We start from the raw sequence: 21361 nt of genomic DNA on the forward strand, positions 1-21361 counted from the left end.
GGATATATCCGAGGTTCTCATATAAACAAATAGTCAAATATAAAAATAAAACCATTGCACATCAAATTAGATGAGCAGTGGTTTTTTATTTCCATTTCTCGATGTTACTCAATCATTTTCTCAATTAGCAATATGAGCTATTAACCCTGTGCTTTATTTTATTTTGATATCGCAACTCCTTCCTCTTTTCCATTCGACCCATACCGAATATGCTAATCATCGCACTACGTCTCTTCTATGTTTTGTCTTTTGTCCAATCCGATGGTACGATGACATATGGAATAAACAGATGAATTATATTCAGAGAGGAACGATCATAATGTCTTCATTCTCATATACCTCCTACGACGCCGTAGGTTTGGCTGAACTGATCCGATCCCGGGAAGTATCCCCGGTTGAATTGCTGGAAGCGGCGTTTGCACGCCTTGAAGAAGTGAATCCGCAACTTAATGCAGTTATTCGTACATATGAAAATCGCGCACGGGAGGAAGCCAGTTTGGTTCGCCCTGGAGAACAACCTTTTGCCGGTGTGCCCCTACTCCTGAAAGATATCTCGCAATCCTTGGAAGGTGAATTTCTGACTTCAGGCTCCCGTCTGTTCAGCGAGCATCGGGCATTACGCAATTCCAATTTTGTCACTCGACTCCGTGATGCGGGTTTTATCATCATAGGACATACGAATACGCCCGAATTTGGCTTGAAAAATATTACGGAGCCCCGCCTCCATGGTCCAAGTCGCAATCCCTGGAATATCAATCACTCTCCCGGTGGATCAAGCGGTGGAGCCGCTGCCGCTGTAGCTTCGGGTATTGTTCCTCTGGCCGGAGCCAGTGACGGAGGCGGTTCGATTCGTATCCCGGCTTCCTTTAGCGGATTGTTTGGATTGAAGCCAACTCGCGGGCGCACTCCTGTAGGACCGGGAGTTGGTCGTCAATGGCAAGGCGCATCGATTGATTTTGCCCTCTCTCGCTCGGTTCGGGACAGTGCTGCATTGCTTGATACCTTACAAGTCATACAGCCTGAAGCTGCATTTCATGCGCCACTCTTTCCAGGCAGTTACTTGGCAGATATGAGCTATCCACATCAACGCAAACTGAAAATTGCATACACAACCGATTCGCCCGTAGGTACACCCGTCAGCGTAGAAGCCAAAGAGTCTGTACTCAAGCTCGTTCGCTGGTTGGAAGATCAAGGTCATCATGTTGAAGAAAAACTCAGTCCAGTCAATGGAGTTAGGTTGATGGAAAATTATTACATGATGAACAGTGGTGAGATGGCCGCGATGATCTCTTCCATGGAACGATCCATGGGTCGGGCTCTGACCTCCGATGATATGGAGATTGAATCCTGGGTTCTGGCTGAAGCTGGAAAAAAGGTGTCCGCCGCGGAATTTGTACATAACTTAGCTGAATGGGATGTAGCTGCAGCTCAGATGTCCACCTTGTTTGAGCGTTATGACTTCTATGTCACACCCGTTAATGCTTTTTCTGCGCCTAAGATTGGAGAATTAACACCTCAAGACGAACAGATCCGTAATCTGATGCGAATTAGTGAGTTGGACAAGACCCAGCAGCAGCAACTCATTTATGAAATGTTTGAGCCCAGTCTTACGTATACACCTTTCACCCAGCTTGCAAATCTGACCGGCCAGCCTGCGATAAGTGTACCTCTTCATATGACACCAGAAGGTTTGCCAATGGGTGTACAGGTTATGGCAACCAAAGGCCGTGAAGACTGGTTGCTGCATCTCGCTGGTCAGTTGGAAACATCCGAACTTTGGATTGGGATGAAAGGTAATCCTCTGTTCCCAGCATAAACGCAATATTTTACACGTTTCTGATGAGTAATCTTTCATCCACTCTATTCTTATTTTTCATATTCGCATGCCTACATTACTTGCTATAGTGCATGAAAGCAATGTCGTCTCCGCATACTGAAGTAAAAAGACATCGGAGGAGACAGTGATGAATTCAACGGAATCTCATAAACAATCTATTCACATTCCTGCCAAGACAGGCTACGCTCTTAGAGTGAAAAAAGGCTCACTGATCCGTATAACTGATTTGGAAGGGCAGCAAGTGGTTGACTTTGTCGCTTATGATGCACAGAATATTAATAATCGGCTTGATCCCGGGGTAACCCTCGATGTCCTGCGCAATTACAGAATTAAACCGGGGCAATGCCTGTATTCCAACCGTTATAAACCTCTCATTTCCATTGTCAGTGAAACTGTAGGCATTCATGATTTTTTCAATTCGGCCTGTCGTCCGGAAATGTATGAGGTCTTATATGATAAAAAGGACCATCCCAGTTGTTATAATAATCTGAATACTGCTCTTGAACCTTTCGGTATCTCTCCCCCGGATCAACATTATCCTTTCAATCTGTTTATGAATTCCGTAGTAGATGGTGAAGGCAAAATTGATGTTATCGCTCCCGAATCATGTGCAGGGGATTATGTTGAAATGGAAGCTTTGATGGATCTGATCATCGGTTTATCGGCTTGTCCGTGCGAGGAAAGTTCTTGCAATGGCTATCATTGTACACCTGTTCAACTCGATGTGGAGTCGCCTGCTGGTTAAAGTGCTATATCCTCACAGTTTGTTCTAATTCACTCCTTGCGGGAATACGATGACTTGTACCCATTTTATGTGACTACTGGTACAATTCGTCGAACCCGTTAAGGAGTGAACGTATTTATGTCTGTACTGTTCAGTTATATTATTCTGGGAATATCATTGTCCGCTCCAATCGGTCCGATTAATGCTGCTCAACTGGACCGTGGAGCTCGACATGGATTCATGCATGCCTGGATTCTAGGACTCGGAGCTATGTTTGCAGACTTGGTGTATATGCTGCTGATTTATTTTGGAGTTGCCCATTTTCTGGACACGCCGTTTATGCGCTCTTTTCTCTGGTCATTTGGCAGTTTTATTCTGATTTACACGGGAGTGGAAACGCTCTCGAAGCTGAAACAGGGGATTCAAGGTACATCTACTGCGGAGGCGACTGTTCGAAAATCGTTTATTTCTGGCTTTTTGATGGCTCTGTCCAATCCACTGAATATTTTGTTTTGGCTTGGGATCTATGGCTCCATTCTCGCGACAACTGTAAAGCATACGGACACCGCTCATTTACTGCTTTACAGTTCAGGCATATTTATTGGCATTCTGGTGTGGGATGTCATTATGGCTGGAATGGCCAGTCGATTCCACAAACATAGCAGTGAAAATGTATTGCGCTGGATCTCCATCATTTCGGGAATCTGCCTGATCGGATTTGGTTTGTATTTCGGTTACGAAGCTGTGCGTTCCATATTTTTCTGACAATAAAATCAGGCTGGACAGTCACCCAACTTCCCCCACATTAATACTGTAACGGTATCATGTGGAATGGAGTTGGGAATCAATGGCGGAGCTGTATAGTGCCGACGAAATAAATAGTTTATATGAGCGTCTACCATCTTGGCAGCAGGACGCTTATTCGCAATTTGCAGATATGATCGCCGATGAAAATAATACGTATCCATGTGTACCTGGACGAATGGGATTTCTGTCCGGACATTTGAGGTATGGCTTTACGTGTGACCCCCGATCTGAACAAGCTGCCGAAGATATGGCGGATCTGCTTAGACAATATGGTCCTGTATCCAGAGACACCGGTCATTACGCTTCCATGGTTGTGATCTGTGATACGCCAACTGATCTGAAAGATCATACAACGGTAGAGCAATATCAGACGTTATTCTGGCAAATGCTTAATCGGGTAAGTTCACACGATACCGAGCCGTGGCCAGAACATATTTCAACCGATCCTCATGATTCATCATGGGAATTTTGCTTTGGCGGAGAGCCTTACTTTTGTTTCTGTGCAACTCCTGCACATGAACTCCGAGCCAGCCGGCATTTTCCTTATCTCATGTTTGCTTTTCAACCACGGTGGGTATTCGAATCCATTAATGACAATACCCCTCTTGGCCGTAAAATGAAAACCTTGATTCGCAAACGTCTCGCTGCGTATGATGCTGTACCTGCTCACCCTTCGCTGATGTGGTATGGTCAGCAAGATAATCTGGAATGGAAACAGTATTTCTTGCCTGATGATGAGCAGACACCCTCCAAATGTCCATTCATGCGGATGAAGCAAGCCCTAGGCAAGTTGACGAAATAATCTTAAAGCACTCATTAATCCGTTGTGCGACATCCACGAAAGTTGCTGAAAGGTACTTATGGTTTGGATGGTGCTGACTGCGGTGGTTTCGAGCCACGAACCTTATGAACAACATACGTGATGATCCCAAGAAATACGACAAGTCCCACACTTGCCAGCAGACCCGTTCTGCTGGCTTTTTCCATCGCTGTTCCGGCCACAGCGGCCACAATTAATACCATGGCAATCCACACTTTGATGCGATTCCACTTCACAGGCTTCATTTTTTTAATGTACGTGATGCAGATGAGCAGCCATGTATACATTAATACCAGACTACCTGCTGTCGTCACATATTCAAACAAACTCTTGGGCATCCATAATGCCATCAAGGTAGACAGGACTAATCCAGCCGCTGTACAGCACAATGCCTGAAGTGGCATGTCCTTTTTTCCCCAGGTCTTCGTGAACAGCTTTGGTGCATCTCCATCTTCTGCGAGTTTCACCAACATGGACGTAATGGCATATAACGAAGCCACCATCGTCGAGAATCCGGCTATAATCAGAATTCCGTTGAGAATGTGGACCACAACGGTTAATCCAATGGTTGACATGGCTTTGACAAGCGGGCTTTCATCTGGAGTTAACTGAGTTGAAGGCACAAGCAACAGGATCAACGCAATTGAAATCACATAGAGTGTACTCACCGATAATAACATTACTCGACCTGATTTCACTGCATCTTTTGGTTCTTTCAGGTTAGCTGCCATCAACCCCATAACCTCGATCCCGGCAAAAGCAAAGAATGCATAGATGAAACCGGTCCATACGCCTTTACCCCCATGCGGGAACCACTCATTCTTCAATTGCTCTGGTGTCACTTTTACCGGTAGCCAACCTAGACAAGCCGCTCCTGCTATAGCTATAAATGCAACCGTTGCAGCAAGTTTGATTACAGCAAGAATATTCTCCGTTTTGGTTAATCCCTTTGCTCCCAGTGCAGCAATGAAGAGACCTATAGCGGCATAGATCGCAACAAATGTCCAAAGCGGAAACTTGGGAAACCAGAATTGAGAGAACAGCCCAAGTGCCGTTAATGAGCTGCCCATGATGAGCATTTCAGAGAACCAGTACATCCATCCACTACCAAAACCAGCCCAAGGTCCGAATGCTTCGCCTGCATACGTTCGAAAAGCGCCTTCCTTTGGATCTTCTGCGGTCATCTGTGCCAGCGCACCAAATACAAAGTAAGTACCTGCTGCCGCCAGCACCAACAATATAAGTACGGATATCCCAGCCCAATGAATCGCCAGACTGGTCCCTAGAAAAAATCCCGTTCCCAGTGTGCAACCCGCGCCAAACAGGGATAAGCTGACCCAACTTAGTTTTTCGTCGTCGTTTTTACGGTGTTGCTGACTTTTCATGAAGCTCCTCCTTCTACCTTATCCCCTTACGATTTACAGGTCATGGAGGTTTTATGTCTGTATTGCCAAAAAAGAATTATTATTAGTTTACATAATATATAATATGTTTCATTTATTCTGATGATGCTTTTAAGCTGTATGCTTTTTAAGATCAGAATAAAGATATATTTTCAATTCTATTTAAATCCGCAAAAAAAGTGGTTGACTTCAATCGCTTAGAATGGTTTTCCTTTTAAACTTAGTGGTGCGTCAATGTGGCTATGTGAGAGATGGTAACTAAGGTGAGAAAATGATCTTTCTATTGTGAATTTTTCATATGTTGAAATTTTATAAAATAAGTCGTTATTTCTTTTAAATTGAACGTAGACTGTTTCTTTTTCGTATTTTCTCAATAGCTTCGTCGTTTTTTATAAATTTAGTCGTTTATAAGAAGGGCTACCTCCTGGGATTTTTCCTTTTTATCCTTTTTCACCAGTTTTCGGAATAGGCTGACGTATAGGCATAATCCCCTAAAATTTTTCGCAGCCTCTGTTCCGAATACTGTTGTGAATTTTTCATATATTGAAAATATTTTATGTTGGTCATAAAAAAAGCCGCCATAAAGGCGACTTCGCTAATATTTCCAATTTAAGTCCGGCCAGTCCAATCTGTTCCGGCGATTTCTTTCCATCGTGTTCTAATCTCATCATATATTTCCTGTGGTAATGTGCCTTTAGCCACAAGGTCGGCATTTTGCTGCCAGCGATTGGGCTTGGCTGTTCCTACAATAGCCGTATCTACGCCTTCGGTACTTAGCGTAAAACGCAGTGCTGTTTCTACCGCTGTCTGGGCATCTTCACTCAAAAAACCATAGTTAAGTTCGCTTAAGCGCTTCCAATATATAAATGGATAAGCCTCTTCCGAGAGTGTATCATACGTCCAGGCCGCATTGGCAATAGGTCTTTTGGCGATTACTCCCATGTTTCTTTTTCTTGCCTCAGGCAACGTAAGATCAATTGCTTCCTGATCTGCGATATTTAATGAAGTCTCCAGGCTGTCAAATACTCCGGTCTGAATCGCATATAGCGCATCTGTTGTATCCCCACTATATCCGATAAATCTAGTTTTTCCCGTTTCCTTGGCACGTTGCAGTACTTCGATTACTGCTCCTTGTCGGAGTACTTCTTCAGAGCAGCTATGCAAATGGATAACATCCACATAGTCCGTTTTCAGCCGTTTCAGACTGCGTTCAATCGTTTGCTCCAGTACTTTGGCATCCCAATCCAGACCTTCAATCCCGGCAGCATGTCCACATTTGGTGAACAAATAGTAGTCATCACGCCGATGTGACAGCACCTCACCGATTAATTCCTCGCTGTCACCGTAACATTCAGCCGTGTCTATCACGTTTAATCCAGCATCCAGGGCACTATTCAGCAATGTCGCTACATCCGTTTTGGATACATTTTTGCCTATTTCCGCTCCGCCAAATCCAAGTGTACTTACGTTCATGCCAGTATTACCGTACTTGCGCGTTTCCATGGTTATCTTCCTCCAAGTTCAGTGAATTGGGTACAGATAAATAGAAATACAGATTAACTTCAACTTCCCTTATGTTATTACCCATGAGTTGGTTATGCCACCCACTTTTCCAGACTGCACCCAACTTAATTTATTTAGAAACCATAAATGGACATTCCACCGTCAACCAACAACGTTTGACCCGTTATATATCCCGCTGCATCTGATGCCAGGAATACAACCGGCCCTACCACTTCTTCCAGTTCTCCCACTCGCTGTAGCGGTGTACGACTTACAATTTCCTGCAAATACTGGGGATCATCCAGCAGCTTTTCTGTCAAAGGTGTTCGGAAATACCATGGCCCTACTGAATTGACACGGATTCCATACTTTCCCCATTCCAGTGCGAGCACTTTGGTCATATGAATTAACGCAGCTTTGGTCGCACCATATACAACCCCTGTCCGCAAAGCCGTATGCCCACCTACCGAAGAGATGTTAATGATCTTCCCAGTCCCACGTTCTTTCATATGCTGACCCGCTAATTGCGAAGCAAAAAAAGCCGATTTTAAGTTTGTCTGCATGATGGTCTCCCACTGCTCGTCCGTAACTTCAAGTGCTGGTGTCCGTATGTTCATACCTGCGTTATTCACCAGAATGTCCAGACTACCCATCTCCGAGATCGCCTCTTGAAACGTCTCTTCCAGTTGTTCTTTTGATGTCACATCCGCAGTCAGAGCTAGCGCTTTACGCCCCGTCTGTTCATAGATGTAGGCAGCTGTCTCCTCAATTTCTTTCATTGTTCGGGATACAAGTACAACGTCACTGCCTGACTGGGCAAGTCCTATCGCAACTGCTTTTCCGATCCCTCTCCCAGCGCCTGTCACCAGTGCTGTCTGTCCATCGAGATGGAATGTGGGTACGTTCATGTGACTCACTCCTTCATCAGATTCTTTATTTCAGCATTCAAGCAGAATGCTTCTATATGTAGGTAAACCCCGATGGGAATCAGGTTACAAAATACTGGCTTGGATTACCCAGTTCCGGATGGAACTTCTCTCGAAAGCGGCCTCCGGTATAATCCCCTATAATTTTTCGCCAGAACGCCTGCGCAATGACATTGTTACGAACCTGGGTTACTTTCCATCTTCCTGGAAAACGTCTAAACAGCTCATAGGCTGCCCGAGTACCCAATCCACTGCGCCGATATTTTTGCATCACAAAAAACTCAGTCAAATAGTAGTCATTATCCTTACTACCAGGCTCCAATTTCTCCACCAGAGCAAACCCTGCAGGTGCCCCGTCACTTGTAATCAAAAAAGGAAACTTGCGGTCTTCTTCTGCCCAGAATGCCTCCAGACCCGGATATTCCGGAAAAATGCCGTTACTGTCCACATCAATATTCAGATATTTGGTAAAATCATATAGATAAAATTGCATTAAATGCCGAATCACCTGACTGCGTTCCCGGGGAACCAGTTCTATTTTCATATTCATCCGGTTCACCTCCTCTGCTTTACGTATACTAATTACTTTAAAGGTTTACGCGCCGAAGGGCAAGGAAGCATCCCCTACTTACTGCCTGCTTTAGTGAACAAGCTGTGAGCATGTAAATTATGGTACACTAGAGCATAGAATACGATTAAATTGAATATTCATTTTATATGTTTTTCACATGGAGGTGTCGAACTTGACCAACGTGCAAAAAGAGATTGATCGACGCAAGCTGGATGACAAACTACCTTCCATGCCTTGGTTCGTTCAGCAATTCATGGACTACAAGCTGCCTGACCTGTCCCCCTCTACCCTGCTCGAATATCTGAGAGATTACGAAGCTTTCTTCGGATGGTTGCGAGCAGAAGGGCTGTCCGAGGCAAGCTCTAATAAAGAAGTAACGTTGACTGAACTGGAAGTCCTTCGCATGGATTCGGTTACCGCCTATCGGTTATTTCTCACAACCAAACGGGAAGGAACCAATTCCAGAATTACCGTCTCTCGCAAACTCTCTTCCCTTCGATCCCTTTTCCATTACCTGAGCCAGATTGCGGAAGATGAAGACTTTTATCCTTTACTGAAGCGGAACATTATGGCCAAAATCGAGATCAAGCGTACCCATAAACCCAAGGATACCGCTGCCAAACTCAAAGGTAAAATTCTGGAGGAAGAGGAACTGCTGGAATTTATCGGCTATATCCTTGAAGGTTACGCTGTAGATATGGAAAAGAACAAACAGGCACTGTATTCCCATGAGCTCAACAAAGAACGAGACGCCTGCATTGCCAGCCTGATCCTCAATTCAGGTTTACGGGTGTCGGAGGTCGTGAACCTGAACGTCGATGATCTCGATCTGAACAACAAACTCCTGTATGTTTATCGCAAAGGTAACAATGATGAGACGTACAAAACACCCGTTTATTTCAGGGAACAGGCCAAGGATGAACTCGCGACTTATATGAACCTGCGGCAATCACGTTACCGTACGCCCAAGCGGGAGAAAGGTCTGTTCATTGCTTTGCGTAACGGAGATTCAGAAGGAAGTCGAATGACCAAAAGAGCGATCCAGGCCATGATTATGAAATACGCCAAGCGCTTTGGCAAACCATACTTGACTGTGCACAAATTACGCCATTCATTCGCAACGGACTATTATTTGCAAAATGATATTTACAAAACGAAGGAGCAGCTCGGACACGCTTCTACGGAAACGACCGAGATCTATGCTCACCTTACCGACAAAACGATGTCCGAAGCCATCGAACGCCGTACTGACGACGGGATGTAACATCCCAAACATAATAAAAGCAGCAAACCGCATCAAGGATTCTGATCCGAGAAAGGTCTGCTGCTTTTTTTATTTTTTTGCATCATTCAAGGAGAAAAGCACATGTAGAAACAATTTAGTTTACATAATAAATCTTACGTTATACCCAAAGGCGATTAATCACGCTCTCTGTACATTCAATCATATCCAGCGATTATAATTTCCCACTTCTTGACGTTTCTACGATTCGACTTCACCATTCTGCCTACACTCGCTCTCAACCATCGCTAACAACGCTTTGGCTATATCCTCCGTTTCATGAACCGAGTAACATGTTATATTTCTGCTAAAAGTGCTCCGCTCTATAAACTGCTCTGAAGGTAGCCATGAGATCATCCCCAGTACCCCTTCAAGTTGATCAACCAAGGTCAGATCTTTCTCTTCTCGAACCATCACGAATTTGGGATAAGATGTATCCTTGAATCCTTCAATGACAATCCAATCATAACCGGACAGATAGCTCAGCATATCCTCCAGCTTGGTTGCCTGTCGCTCCATAATCGCAGTACGTTTCTCGGACATGACAACCACCGCCGAGGCCCCCGACTCCCCAAATTGATACGAATCCGTTCCATCTTGATCCATCTCAAAATGATCATGTCCATCATGCTTAATCGCTGCTACTTTAAGTCCCATGGAAGAAAAGTGCCTGATCAGCGCGGCTGTCAGGGTTGTCTTGCCCGTGTTTTTGTATCCAACAATCTGTATGATATGTGGCTTTGTATCACTCATAGTAGTCATCTACCACTACCTCACATGACCTGAGGGCAGTTTAAGAATACGTACCTGCTCACCCGCAGGAATACCTTTTTTCTCAGGTGGGACAACTATCAGACAATCACTATCCTTAATGGTGATCATCACACTGGATTCATCTACACGGGCTGCGGCTGGTATCGCGTACACCATGCCGTTGCGGATCTCTGTGCGTCCACGTACGAACCGTGTAAAATTGTTTACTTTGGTGTACCCATCTTCCAAGATGGCAGTCCATTCTTCCAGATAAGGATGAGCATCGGCTTGCATGGAACGAATGGTAGGATGAACAAATAGACCAAAACCCACAAAACAAGCACCCGGATTACCCGAAAGCGCAAAAAGCAATTTGTCTTTATACACAGCAGCTGTGGTCACACTCCCTGGTCGCATTGTCACTTTGTTAAATAACATCTCCACATGTTCTTCCAGCACAAGTTCGCCCATAATATCATAATCCCCGACGGATACACCGCCTGTAGTCACCACGATATCATTATCTTGAATGGCTTCTTCCAGTTTGGCCCTTGCCGTATTCACATCGTCTGCAATAGAACCGTACATCACCGGCTCTCCTCCCGCTTCAACGACCAGAGAACGCAGCATGTAGCTGTTGCTGTTTCGAATCCGGCCCGGTTGCAGGGGTTCATCTACATCAAGCAATTCCGTGCCAGTTGCGAATATCGCCACCTTTGGACGTTGAAATACGGGAACCTCTGCTATGCCAAAAGTAGCTAACACGGACTGCTCTCCTGCCCTGATGATCGTTCCTGCTTCGAGCAGTTGCTGTCCCTCTTGGACTTCCAGTCCGATTGGGGTGATGTTAGCACCCGATAATATGTGCCGTTTCAATGCAATCCACTGTGCTCCGTCCTCTACCTTGCTCTCGGTCATCTCCATCATAACTACCGCATCCGCACCTTCCGGAACCTGTGCACCGGTCATGATGCGAGCCGTCGTACCTGAAACAATGGTGTGGTCCGAGGTGTAGCCGCAAGGAATTTCATCAATTACTCGAAACCAAACTTGATGATTACTCGATGCATCTATGGTATCTGTACTTATAATCGCGAATCCATCCATACCCGATCTCCGGAAAAATGGATAAGGATGGGGTGCCTGAATCGTCTCTGCAAGTGTGCGGCCATGAGCAGATTCAAGGTGAACTTTCTCTATGGAGCCTACAGTAACTCTTGCAGCTATTTTGGCTTGGGCATCCGGTACCTGTACAGCTGTTCGATTGAATTTGGCAGTTGTCATATCATGTGAATGTGAGTTCATTTTCAAAAGTATTCTTACCTCCTAGAGACATATCATCTTTTAAAAAAGTGTAGCCCGAATGCTCTAAGATAACAAGTACATTACTTATTGAATCCTGTGACAAATCATATTTCTTACAGGTGTAACATTCCTTGACCTATATTCAACATGAAAGGCATTTTGTCTGCCCATAATATAATTAACTAAGGGAGGCGATGATCATAAGTAATCGATGTGAATTATGCGGAAGAGAACCTGTAAACACGACCATTCATCATCTGACACCGAAAGAAATGGGAGGAACATTTCTGCCAACAGCCAACCTGTGTATCCCCTGTCACAAACAGATTCATTCGCTATACACGAATCGCGACATTGTAACCCTTGGTCTCACGGACCTGCAATCCCTGAGACAGGATGAACGAATGATTCCATTTATCCGCTGGATTCGCAAACAGCCTGCTACAACGATTCCCCGTGTACGCAAATCCAATCATGTTCGCAAATCGTAAACCAAAAAGAACAGCTCCAAGGTCATGTGCCGGCGAGGTGAATCCGCCTTCCCTTTTCACTGTTCTTAAATGAATTATGCGATTGGCAGCCATCCTTATGATTAGATGTTTATTATCTTCGCCTCTTAATTCGGCCGCCGCCCACTCTGGTTTTTGGTTTTTTGTAGGATTTCTTAGGTGAATCAAACAACCCACCACTGCTCTTGTTGCGATCAATGGTTCCCTTGCTCTGATCTTTGTTGCGGTTGAATAATCCTCCGCCAGATCCCACGCTTGAATCTTTATCGCTTCCGCGCCTTGTAATCGTACCTTTCCGATCAACAGTAATAGGTGGAGCAAGCTTCTTGTCATTACTTGTTGGTGCACGATAAGATCCTGCACTCGGTTTATACGTATCTTTATTGGTATATCCTCGATAGTTGCCATAACCTCGCCCGCCAAAAGAATCGAACAGATTACCAATTAATGTAGCGGTGAGGTACCCTTGTAGAAAAGATGAATCGTAGTTCTGCCGAACATATTCCTTGGAGTCCACCTCAACCAAGGTATCCTCCGGCTTGTTCGGGTCTTGTTGCAGATGATAATACTCGTCCTGATACACGAGGAACATACGCTCTGTGTTCTCTGCCGAGATCTGATCCGGTTGCCTTTGGTCAGACAATTCCTGAGCCACTTCCGGAACGGTACGGTCTGAAGCCCGGTACACATAAGACGTTGAGTTACCACTGCCGTTAACCGATTCAAGCGGATATGTGTCCTGAACAGAAGGTGCTCCGCACGCGGACAACAGAGACATCACAAGGCTGAGGACCAGCATTAATTTTAATCCATGCGCCAAGCGTTTTTTCATTGGGAACCTCTCCTAGCTCGAACGAATTACTTTGATATCCGCAGGAAGAATGGACTCACCCTCATACAGTGTAAATCTTCTGTCTTGCCACTCCACCCGAAGAAGCATATTATCATCCGACTGATACTGCCATACCAATTGTTCTCCAGCCTGGCCATATGGAGTTCTACCTGCCGTTGATACCATACCTCCATACTCTTCCTCCAGATGAAATGCGCGTCCATCCAGGTCCAGCAATGTGGGCACCTCATCAGGTGCATCAAGCCTGCCATCAATTGGTGTATATAGAGCGTAACGTGTGAGTTCCCGTTCTTCGATATGCAAATATCGAAATGCGGTACCATCCTGCAGCGTGAGCACAACTGCATTTCGAGCGCGATTTTGTACCCGACCAACGACTTCATAAGTAACCAGAGAAACCTCACAGATATCACCAGGTGCAAGCTGAAGCATCGTTTTCTCTGCCTGCGGTGGTTCAGGTTTTGTTAGTATTCCTTTAATTCGTTTCCATACACTCATGAGAATTACTCCTGTTCCTTATCTTATAAACAAGCTGCAATAATCAGTGCGCCCACGATATGTAAAGCGCCAGAGAACAATCCGTATCCTGTCTTCCCTTGTTGAATTCCTGTATCCAGATCCAGATTGGCCCATTTGCGAATCATAAAGTGTACAACACTCTCCAAAATCAACAAAATGATAAAGGATACAACGGAGACCAACAATGCTTCTCCAAGATGACCAGCCGTAGAAATGGACGTAGCGAGTACATACCCTTGTGCAAATAATTTCATAACCATCCGTGTAGTAACGGCCATATTGCCAGCCTTAACTTCAGCAAAATCCTTATATTTCGTGAACAGTGAATCTACATACATCAAGACAAACAGCAAAACCGAACCAGATCCGGTCCAGACCAGCATCGCCAAAATATTCAAATCCATTTACACAGCCCCCACATATCAACATGAACCGCATTTAAAAGCGAAGGAGAAATACTCTTCTCCTCCGCTGGTTAACCCTGCTGACAACCAAGGTATTAGTTCTTATTATCGTACTGTTTCATCAATGCTGCGAGTTCGTCTTCAACAGCCTGATCTTTACCCAACTTCTCGAACTCTTCATCCAAAGACTTGCCTTTGGAAGACATTTCGTTACTTGCTTCCGCCTGTGCTTCCATCTGCATCATTTTCTCTTCCATACGCTTCATACCAGCACTTGCAGTATCAGAACCAAACCCATTCAACGCTTTGTTGATTTCAGTTTGGGCTTTTGCTGCATTGTAACGTGCTACCAGTGTTTCGCGTTTGTTCTTCATTTGAGTCAGTTGCTTACGCATCTCGTCGAGCTTGCCACGCAGGTTATCTGCCGAAGCCTTGTTTTGGTCATAGCTGGTTTTGTACTCAACCATCTTCTCCTCAGCAGCCTTTTTCTCTTCCAGGGCACGTCGAGCCAAATCCAGATTCTGAGCACGTGCCGCCGTATGCGCCTGCTCTTCACGTTTCTTCACAAGAGCTTCCTGCTCTTCGAATAACTGCTTGAATTTCTTCTCAATGGCGATCTGTTGAGCTACTGCCTTCTCTGCATCTTCCAAATCCTCTTGCATGTCACGGATATATTGGTCCGTCATCTTGATTGGATCTTCCGCTTTGTCAATAATGGCGTTGATGTTAGACATGGTTAGATCACGCAAACGTTTGAAAATGGACATTATGTTATTCCTCCTAGTCGATATTACATCGTATATAAACATACATACGTAACAATCTACAACTCGTTTCAATTTTAGCAAATAAAATCAAAACATTCGATGGCACTTATGTCAGGAAGATCGTTTATCTTTGTTCAGATGATCCTCCATCAACCTCTCTGCAGTCTGCACGATTTCGTCGATTTGCATCCGCGTGATGGAATCAAAATGAATACCCATGATTACCGTAACAGTTACTTTCAGCTGCAAGGCAGCCTTTCGGGCGAGCCGCTCACACAGCTCTTGTTCTTTATGCCCAGGAATACGGACCGTCGTCCCGCTTACGCGCTCATGATCCACGTAGAACGTGGCTACGGCGCCAATATGCGCCTTTCCTCCGGTAACGAAAAAAACCTTATCTTCTCCTGCTTCAATCACCTGTAAACGTATGGATTTCAAATCATATGTACTCATACCCATCCACCTATCCTTTTCTATATGTTATATATGGAGGAATTATGGCTGTCATGAGCTAAATCGGCAATGAAACTTCTCACACTGCGCATATTTTATGGAACCCCCGGGTATACCAAGGAGAACGTCATTTTGGAAAAGGAGGCCGATATTATGCGCGTACGCCTCATTATGCTGATGGTTATCGTTATTTTTCTCGGAGGATATCATGCTCCAGTTTCAGCGCGGGATGTTTCAAGCCCGCCAAGTGAATCAGTATCAGGTTCGGATTCTGCGGAAGAAGAACAACTGACATTGGGACAGTTACGTCAAAAATATGCCGACACGTTCAAAACCAATGGTCCTTCAACCAAGAAGGTTGCACTGACTTTCGATGATGTACCTGATCCACGGTTTACTCCACAAGTACTGGATGTATTGAAGAAATACAATGTCAGAGCTACATTCTTCATCGTGGGTAGTCGTGCTGAGAAACATCCGGATCTTGTGAAACGCATCATCAAGGAAGGGCATATGGTTGGTAATCACAGCTACAATCATCCTGAATTCAGTAAGCTGTCGATGAATGCCTTTCGCAAACAAATTTTACATACCGGGGATATTATTCGACGTTTGGCGGGATATACGCCCAAGATGATTCGGCCGCCTTATGGAGACATTAATGAAGAACAGCTGAGATGGGCTGCCAAACAACACTATAGCATTGTGAACTGGAACGTAGACTCCCTGGACTGGAAAGGCCTTTCAAAGGAACAGGTGAAAGATAATATTCTTTCTGCTGTAAAACCCGGCTCCATCGTTTTGCAACATGCTGGAGGCGGTGTAGGATCAAACCTGAACGGCACGGTTGAGGCTTTGCCTGAAATCATTGAAGAATTGCGTAATCGGGGATATGAACTGGTCACCTTGGACGAAATGTTGGGATTGCCAAAGGCCAAAGATTAGGATGACCGTGATACCAAATAATGAGAATATTAAAAGGGTGCTGTTCAATCGCGAATTAGCGACTGGCAGACACCCTGTTTGAATTCATTTTAAATGTTATTTTCTCTCTACTTCAGAATGTACAGCTCAATATCCTGAAAACCAAATGAGCTTACAGACTGTTTGCTACCCGGGATAAAGATATCAATCCGGTGACCTTTGATTGCACCGCCCACATCTCGCGCTGTGGCTACAAAAGCCTGTTTTGGCAATCCTGGATGGCTATGACCAGTTACCAGTACTTTGGTTCCGAGTGGAATTACACTTGGATCAACTGCAATCGTGCCCAGTTCAAGATCATTTCCGAAATAATCGACTGCACCCCAGCCTCCATTTTCAGACGGATCTGCAGAGTATGCCGTTGCTTTTACGTTCACAGCTTTGCTGTAATCGAATGTTTTACCCCAGGCTTGAACAACTTTGTTATCTGCGTTAACGTCCAAGCTCGCTGTAGTAACAGTCTTCGCTTGGGTCTTGCTCTCCGCTGCCGCAGCGGCTGCTACATTGTTTGACTTACCGGGAATCGTAATTTTCAAACCACCATAAATGTTGTAAGGCGAAATGTCGTTGTTTGCTTTAACTAACGTGTTAATTGCTACTCCGTATTGTTTCGATAAGGTGTAGAAGGTATCCCCCTCTTTGGCCACATGAACTGAATCGGCGTGAGCCGGAACGGCTTGAATGAGCATTGCTGTTGTCATTAATGCTACTGCTGTTTTGGCTATACGTTTCTTGTTAATCATGGTCTTCCTCCCTCATTGTGCCTGCGAAGTTAGTTGTCGGATTCGGATGAGGAGCCCATCCTATAGGTTCATCATTACATTTGAAACGATATGTACCCCTAATTCACCCCAAGCAGTGTGCTGTAGATCTTCCCCCTGCACAATCTGCATCGTTACATCCCCCGCACTCCCTGTCCGGAAGTTTCGGCAGAGTTCAATATATCACAATTTTGTAACCTGAACTTGTAGTAATTCTTACCAAATGGTTTTAACATGTGTAAGCACGTGTAAGAATACTGAATACTCTAAAACTGTTGGGCGAGATGTCCCCTATATATTTGGTAACAGAATAGTTACTTTTCCGAATCCTATATTTGATTATTTTCAAACAAAAAATAGCGTCACCGACTCGAGGTCAGTAACGCTATTTAATCACTTCATTTAGAGTACTTTCGCAAGAAAATCACGTGTACGTGAATTTTTCGGTGCTCCAAACACCTCATCAGGTGTTCCCTCTTCCACAATAACCCCGCCATCCATGAACAGGATCCGGTCTCCCACTTCACGTGCAAAACCCATCTCATGGGTTACGATGACCATCGTCATCCCGCCTTCTGCAAGACGTTTCATGACATCCAGTACCTCACCGACCATCTCGGGGTCCAATGCCGACGTAGGCTCGTCAAACAGCATGACATGAGGCTGCATGGCCAATGCTCTAGCAATGGCGATCCGCTGCTTCTGTCCACCGGACAGCTGATTCGGGAATGTATCTTTTTTATCATACAAGCCCACGGTATTAAGCAAATCAGCAGCAATCTTCTCCGCTTCCAGAGTAGATTGTTTCTTCACTTTAATCGGAGCGATCGTGATATTTTGCTCTACCGTTTTGTGTGGGAACAGGTTGAAGTGCTGGAACACCATGCCCATTTTCTCACGAGTTGCGTTGATGTTATGCTTGGGGTCCGTGATTGACACGCCTTCAAAATCAATCTCTCCTGAGGTAGGCTGTTCCAGTAGGTTCAAACAACGCAAGAATGTACTTTTACCTGAACCGGAAGGACCGATGACCACGACAACCTCACCTTTGCCAATCGTCACGTTTATGCCCTTAAGCACATCGTTATTACCATAAGATTTGTGTAATTGTCTAACGTCTATCACTTGCACTCAACTTCCTTTCCAGTCGTCCCAGCAGCTTGGACAAAATGAACGTCATTACAAAGTAGATGGCTGCTGCAATCAAAAATGGACTCAATCCTTGGTACGTAATGTTTTTGACAACACTTGCCTGATACATAATATCCACCATACCGATAACGGAGATAATGGAGGATTCTTTAATGATAGTTATGAATTCATTACCAATCGCTGGTAATACAGCTTTGAAGGCTTGTGGCAATATGATATAACGCATCGCGGCGCCTCTTCCCATACCTAATGAACGCGCTGCCTCCAACTGACCACGATCCACACCTTGGATACCCGCACGGAAAATCTCCGCCAGATAGGCACCACTGTTGATTGAAAGTGTAATGATACCTGCCTGAAGTGCAGTGAAGTTAATGCCAAAGCTCAGGGAAAAACCATAGTAAATAATCATCAATTGTACCAGCATCGGTGTGCCACGGATCACTTCAACGTAAGCTGTACCGATCCAGCGCAAGATTGCAGCGTCATGCAAACGGAACAAACAGATGATCAATCCGATAATTACCCCGAAGATAACCCCGAGTGCAGACAACAGAAGTGTGTATCCTACACCTGTAGCATAGAAACTTTTGTACTCCCAGAACACTTGGAAAATATTTTGTGATTTGTTCGCTTTATCCGCCATCAAGAGGCTGGCGTCCGTCACCATCTGATTGATTTTATCTTCACTTTTCAATCGCTCCAGTGTTCCATTTACTGCAGCTAGCAGCTCGGTATTACCTTTGCGAATCCCGATTGCCGCTTCTGCTTGCTCTTCGTCCGGAACAGCAGCAGCAAGTCCAATAATATCGTCCAGATAACCTGCAGCAACGGTATCTTCAACGATTGCCGCGTCAATGCGTTTTGTTTGCAGTTGAAGCACAATATCCGAGATTTTATCAAGCGCAGTAAGCTTCGCTCCTGGAATACTCTGTCCGATCGTTTCCTGAATGGAGCCTTTCTGAACGCCAATTTTCGCATTTTCAAGTTCTGCCATGGTTGGATATTTGTCTTTATCCACATTGCGAACCATGATCACTTGTTTTGATTTATAATAGGTGTCGGAAAAATCGATACTTTTCTTCCGCTCATCCGTCGGCGTCATACCTGAAATTACCAGATCAACACGCCCGCTCTGCAATGAAGGCAGAAGACCGTCGAAGCCCATATCCTCAATCACAAGTTCTGCGCCAAGATCTTTGGCAATCTCTTTGGCGATCTCAATATCAAAACCGACGATTTCATCTTTGCCATTAATCACTTTATGGAATTCATAGGGTGCAAAATCGGCACTTGTACCGAGCACCAGCTTTTTACTGCTTGAATTGTCTGTAGTCCCACTTGCAAGTGCCACAGGAACGGCAGTTGTCAGCAGAACGACAAAGGTCAGCAGCATTATGGTGTAACGACTTATTAATTTCAACCTTGTTCTCTCCCCTTACAATACTTTGTATGCTTCTCATGTTGATGACTGAGTCATTATAAAGTACAATGCATGATTATGCAATGCATTTTGGCATTACAAATCTTGACTTGTTTCTGAAAAATTGAAGCAAACATGATATAATCAATGAATTATTTTCATTTTTGCATAAGGAGTTTACTAATGACAGCTAACAAATCACAAATTCTGACGGTTATTGATCAATATGCTTCCCGTTTTAAAGCCATTTCATCATATATCGGTGCCAACCCCGAACTGGGAAATGAAGAGTATCTCGCTTCTGCCCGTTTGAAAGAAGAACTGGTCTTCCACGGTTTCACTGTAGAGGCTCCAATCCTTGGACTGGAGACAGCCTTTATCGGAACCTATTCAGCGGCCAAACCCGGCCCTACCATTGCATTATTGTGTGAATATGACGCCTTGCCGGAGATTGGTCATGCTTGTGGTCACCATCTGATCTGCATGATGAGTCTTGGAGCTGCTGTTGGGCTGAAATCCATTCTGGATGAAGTAGGTGGAACGATTAAAGTGTTTGGCACCCCCGCTGAAGAGACACGTGGTGCCAAAGTACCGATGGCTGAAGCAGGTTTGTTCGATGACTGTGATGTCGCTCTCATGGCGCATCCATATTATGCCTACGAAAAGTCAGGCAGCTCGCTGGCTATTGATGCAGTGCAATTTGAATTCCATGGCCGATCTTCACATGCTGCTGCAAGTCCGCACGAAGGTATTAATGCTCTTGATGCCGTCATTCAAACGTTCAACGGAATCAATGCATTCAGGCAACAAGTGAAAAGTACCGTTCGCATTCATGGAGTGATCAACAACGGAGGTCAGGCAGCTAATATCATTCCCGACTATGCTTCAGCACAATTTTATGTACGGGCAGCAACTCGCAAAGAACTGAATATCCTCACAGAACGTGTGATTCAGATCGCTGAAGGTTCTGCTCTCCAGACAGGATGCAAGCTGGTGACATCCAACTATGAAACGTCCTATGACGAGATGGTTACCAATGAAGCATTCTCAGCTGCGTTTAGTCAAAATCTGATGGAACTTGGTATCCCCCAAGAAGAGATTGTGAGTGGTAATGATCACGGCTCTATGGACATCGGTAACGTTTCCCTGAAATGTCCTGCAATCCATCCCTACATTCGTGTTGTGGATGAGGTTCATACCCTGCACTCCATAGCCTTCCGTGACCTTGCACTTCAGGAGCGCGCGCTGGATGGCATGATTCTGGGAGCAAAGGCACTTGCTACAACAGCCTATGACGTACTGAGTCAGCCAGAGCTGCTTCAAACCATCCGCACGGAGTTTGAGCAAGCTATTCGCTAAAATTCACTTTCAACATGTTATATAGGGGTGCCCTGAACAATCTTGAATTCCAAGCTGTTCAGGGCACCCTTTTTTCTAAATTGGCTGTAAGTATATTCAGCACAAAGCTGGAAATGCTGTGAAAGAAACCTTTGAAAACGATGAAAACAATACATTTTATTACAGTAAATGTGATTCATTTGCTGGCTAACTTGGTTAATTATAACTATAACTGCGTGTTCTAAAGACCTGTTTTTATAACTTATC

22 protein-coding genes and 1 riboswitch are annotated in these 21361 nt (G+C 44.8%); of the genes, 8 read left to right on the forward strand and 14 right to left on the reverse strand.

Going from position 1 to position 21361, the window contains the following annotated elements; translation table 11 throughout:
• Positions 1-319: 319 nt before the first annotated feature.
• The 4 genes from MHB85_RS17400 to MHB85_RS17415 all read left to right on the forward strand — a co-directional run bounded on the left by MHB85_RS17400 (position 320) and on the right by MHB85_RS17415 (position 4170).
• Entirely contained in the window at positions 320-1816 is a 1497-nt protein-coding gene (locus MHB85_RS17400; RefSeq protein WP_341073315.1) for an amidase, read from the forward strand.
• Between the two features lie 148 nt (positions 1817-1964).
• Complete coding sequence (locus tag MHB85_RS17405) at positions 1965-2582, forward strand: DUF1989 domain-containing protein (RefSeq protein ID WP_091019596.1); 618 nt, start codon at positions 1965-1967, stop codon at positions 2580-2582.
• Between the two features lie 117 nt (positions 2583-2699).
• Positions 2700-3326 (forward strand): LysE family translocator, encoded by a 627-nt coding sequence (locus MHB85_RS17410; RefSeq protein ID WP_017688112.1) that lies wholly within the window; start codon positions 2700-2702, stop codon positions 3324-3326.
• Between the two features lie 82 nt (positions 3327-3408).
• A complete protein-coding gene (locus MHB85_RS17415) occupies positions 3409-4170 on the forward strand; it encodes a YqcI/YcgG family protein (protein ID WP_091019597.1) in 762 nt (253 codons plus the stop codon).
• Positions 4171-4226: 56 nt separating this feature from the next.
• Here the strand turns inward: MHB85_RS17415 and MHB85_RS17420 are convergent, their stop codons facing one another.
• The 4 genes from MHB85_RS17420 to MHB85_RS17435 form a co-directional block, all read right to left on the reverse strand.
• On the reverse strand, positions 4227-5573 hold the full coding sequence (locus tag MHB85_RS17420; RefSeq protein ID WP_105599094.1) for an amino acid permease: 1347 nt from the start codon (positions 5571-5573) through the stop codon (positions 4227-4229).
• Positions 5574-6200: 627 nt separating this feature from the next.
• Entirely contained in the window at positions 6201-7094 is an 894-nt protein-coding gene (locus tag MHB85_RS17425) for an aldo/keto reductase (protein ID WP_341073316.1), read from the reverse strand.
• Positions 7095-7228: 134 nt separating this feature from the next.
• On the reverse strand, positions 7229-8002 hold the full coding sequence (locus MHB85_RS17430) for an SDR family NAD(P)-dependent oxidoreductase (protein WP_091020764.1): 774 nt from the start codon (positions 8000-8002) through the stop codon (positions 7229-7231).
• Between the two features lie 79 nt (positions 8003-8081).
• Positions 8082-8570, reverse strand: a complete 489-nt coding sequence (locus MHB85_RS17435; RefSeq protein WP_091020763.1) for a GNAT family N-acetyltransferase — start codon at positions 8568-8570, stop codon at positions 8082-8084.
• 178 nt (positions 8571-8748) lie between these two features.
• On the opposite strand from MHB85_RS17435, the gene xerS reads away from it, so the two are divergent.
• Positions 8749-9855: a tyrosine recombinase XerS gene (gene xerS, locus MHB85_RS17440; RefSeq protein WP_076210138.1), complete on the forward strand. Its 1107-nt coding sequence runs from the start codon at positions 8749-8751 to the stop codon at positions 9853-9855.
• 219 nt (positions 9856-10074) lie between these two features.
• On the opposite strand, the gene mobB is transcribed toward xerS, so the two are convergent.
• Positions 10075-10635, reverse strand: a complete 561-nt coding sequence (gene mobB / locus MHB85_RS17445) for a molybdopterin-guanine dinucleotide biosynthesis protein B (protein WP_192131115.1) — start codon at positions 10633-10635, stop codon at positions 10075-10077.
• 6 nt (positions 10636-10641) lie between these two features.
• A complete protein-coding gene (locus MHB85_RS17450) occupies positions 10642-11931 on the reverse strand; it encodes a molybdopterin molybdotransferase MoeA (protein ID WP_192131946.1) in 1290 nt (429 codons plus the stop codon).
• Between the two features lie 194 nt (positions 11932-12125).
• Here MHB85_RS17450 and MHB85_RS17455 point away from each other — a divergent pair, with 194 nt between their 5' ends.
• Entirely contained in the window at positions 12126-12422 is a 297-nt protein-coding gene (locus tag MHB85_RS17455; RefSeq protein WP_192131113.1) for an HNH endonuclease, read from the forward strand.
• Between the two features lie 112 nt (positions 12423-12534).
• Here MHB85_RS17455 and MHB85_RS17460 read toward each other — a convergent pair whose 3' ends face one another.
• From MHB85_RS17460 to lpdD, 5 genes are all read right to left on the reverse strand, one after another.
• Positions 12535-13272: a DUF4247 domain-containing protein gene (locus MHB85_RS17460; RefSeq protein ID WP_091029419.1), complete on the reverse strand. Its 738-nt coding sequence runs from the start codon at positions 13270-13272 to the stop codon at positions 12535-12537.
• A gap of 12 nt (positions 13273-13284) precedes the next feature.
• Positions 13285-13791: a DUF4178 domain-containing protein gene (locus MHB85_RS17465; RefSeq protein WP_076210134.1), complete on the reverse strand. Its 507-nt coding sequence runs from the start codon at positions 13789-13791 to the stop codon at positions 13285-13287.
• Positions 13792-13814: 23 nt separating this feature from the next.
• Positions 13815-14216, reverse strand: coding sequence for a DUF350 domain-containing protein (locus MHB85_RS17470; RefSeq protein WP_036613690.1), 402 nt, complete (start codon positions 14214-14216; stop codon positions 13815-13817).
• Positions 14217-14311: 95 nt separating this feature from the next.
• Positions 14312-14983, reverse strand: coding sequence for a PspA/IM30 family protein (locus tag MHB85_RS17475; RefSeq protein ID WP_091020758.1), 672 nt, complete (start codon positions 14981-14983; stop codon positions 14312-14314).
• A gap of 111 nt (positions 14984-15094) precedes the next feature.
• Positions 15095-15436 (reverse strand): prenylated flavin chaperone LpdD, encoded by a 342-nt coding sequence (lpdD, locus tag MHB85_RS17480; RefSeq protein ID WP_192131111.1) that lies wholly within the window; start codon positions 15434-15436, stop codon positions 15095-15097.
• Between the two features lie 153 nt (positions 15437-15589).
• Between lpdD and MHB85_RS17485 the strand changes: the two genes are divergently transcribed.
• Complete coding sequence (locus MHB85_RS17485) at positions 15590-16381, forward strand: polysaccharide deacetylase family protein (protein WP_192131109.1); 792 nt, start codon at positions 15590-15592, stop codon at positions 16379-16381.
• A 107-nt stretch (positions 16382-16488) separates the two neighbouring features.
• Here MHB85_RS17485 and MHB85_RS17490 read toward each other — a convergent pair whose 3' ends face one another.
• The 3 genes from MHB85_RS17490 to MHB85_RS17500 all read right to left on the reverse strand — a co-directional run bounded on the left by MHB85_RS17490 (position 16489) and on the right by MHB85_RS17500 (position 19729).
• Positions 16489-17163 carry a 3D domain-containing protein gene (locus MHB85_RS17490; RefSeq protein WP_105599096.1) on the reverse strand — a complete coding sequence of 225 codons (675 nt, stop codon included), beginning with the start codon at positions 17161-17163 and terminating at the stop codon, positions 16489-16491.
• A 2-nt stretch (positions 17164-17165) separates the two neighbouring features.
• Positions 17166-17362, reverse strand: a riboswitch (cyclic di-AMP (ydaO/yuaA leader).
• Positions 17363-17583: 221 nt separating this feature from the next.
• Entirely contained in the window at positions 17584-18306 is a 723-nt protein-coding gene (locus MHB85_RS17495; RefSeq protein WP_105599097.1) for an amino acid ABC transporter ATP-binding protein, read from the reverse strand.
• Positions 18293-19729 (reverse strand): ABC transporter substrate-binding protein/permease, encoded by a 1437-nt coding sequence (locus MHB85_RS17500; RefSeq protein WP_373419913.1) that lies wholly within the window; start codon positions 19727-19729, stop codon positions 18293-18295. The genes MHB85_RS17495 and MHB85_RS17500 overlap by 14 nt, the downstream gene beginning before the upstream one ends.
• A 210-nt stretch (positions 19730-19939) precedes the next feature.
• Between MHB85_RS17500 and MHB85_RS17505 the strand changes: the two genes are divergently transcribed.
• Positions 19940-21115, forward strand: coding sequence for a M20 family metallopeptidase (locus MHB85_RS17505; RefSeq protein WP_105599099.1), 1176 nt, complete (start codon positions 19940-19942; stop codon positions 21113-21115).
• Positions 21116-21361: the final 246 nt, after the last annotated feature.

Origin of the sequence: Paenibacillus sp. FSL K6-4396 (genome assembly GCF_038002525.1) — a bacterium.
GTDB classification, from domain to species: domain Bacteria; phylum Bacillota; class Bacilli; order Paenibacillales; family Paenibacillaceae; genus Paenibacillus; species Paenibacillus amylolyticus_B.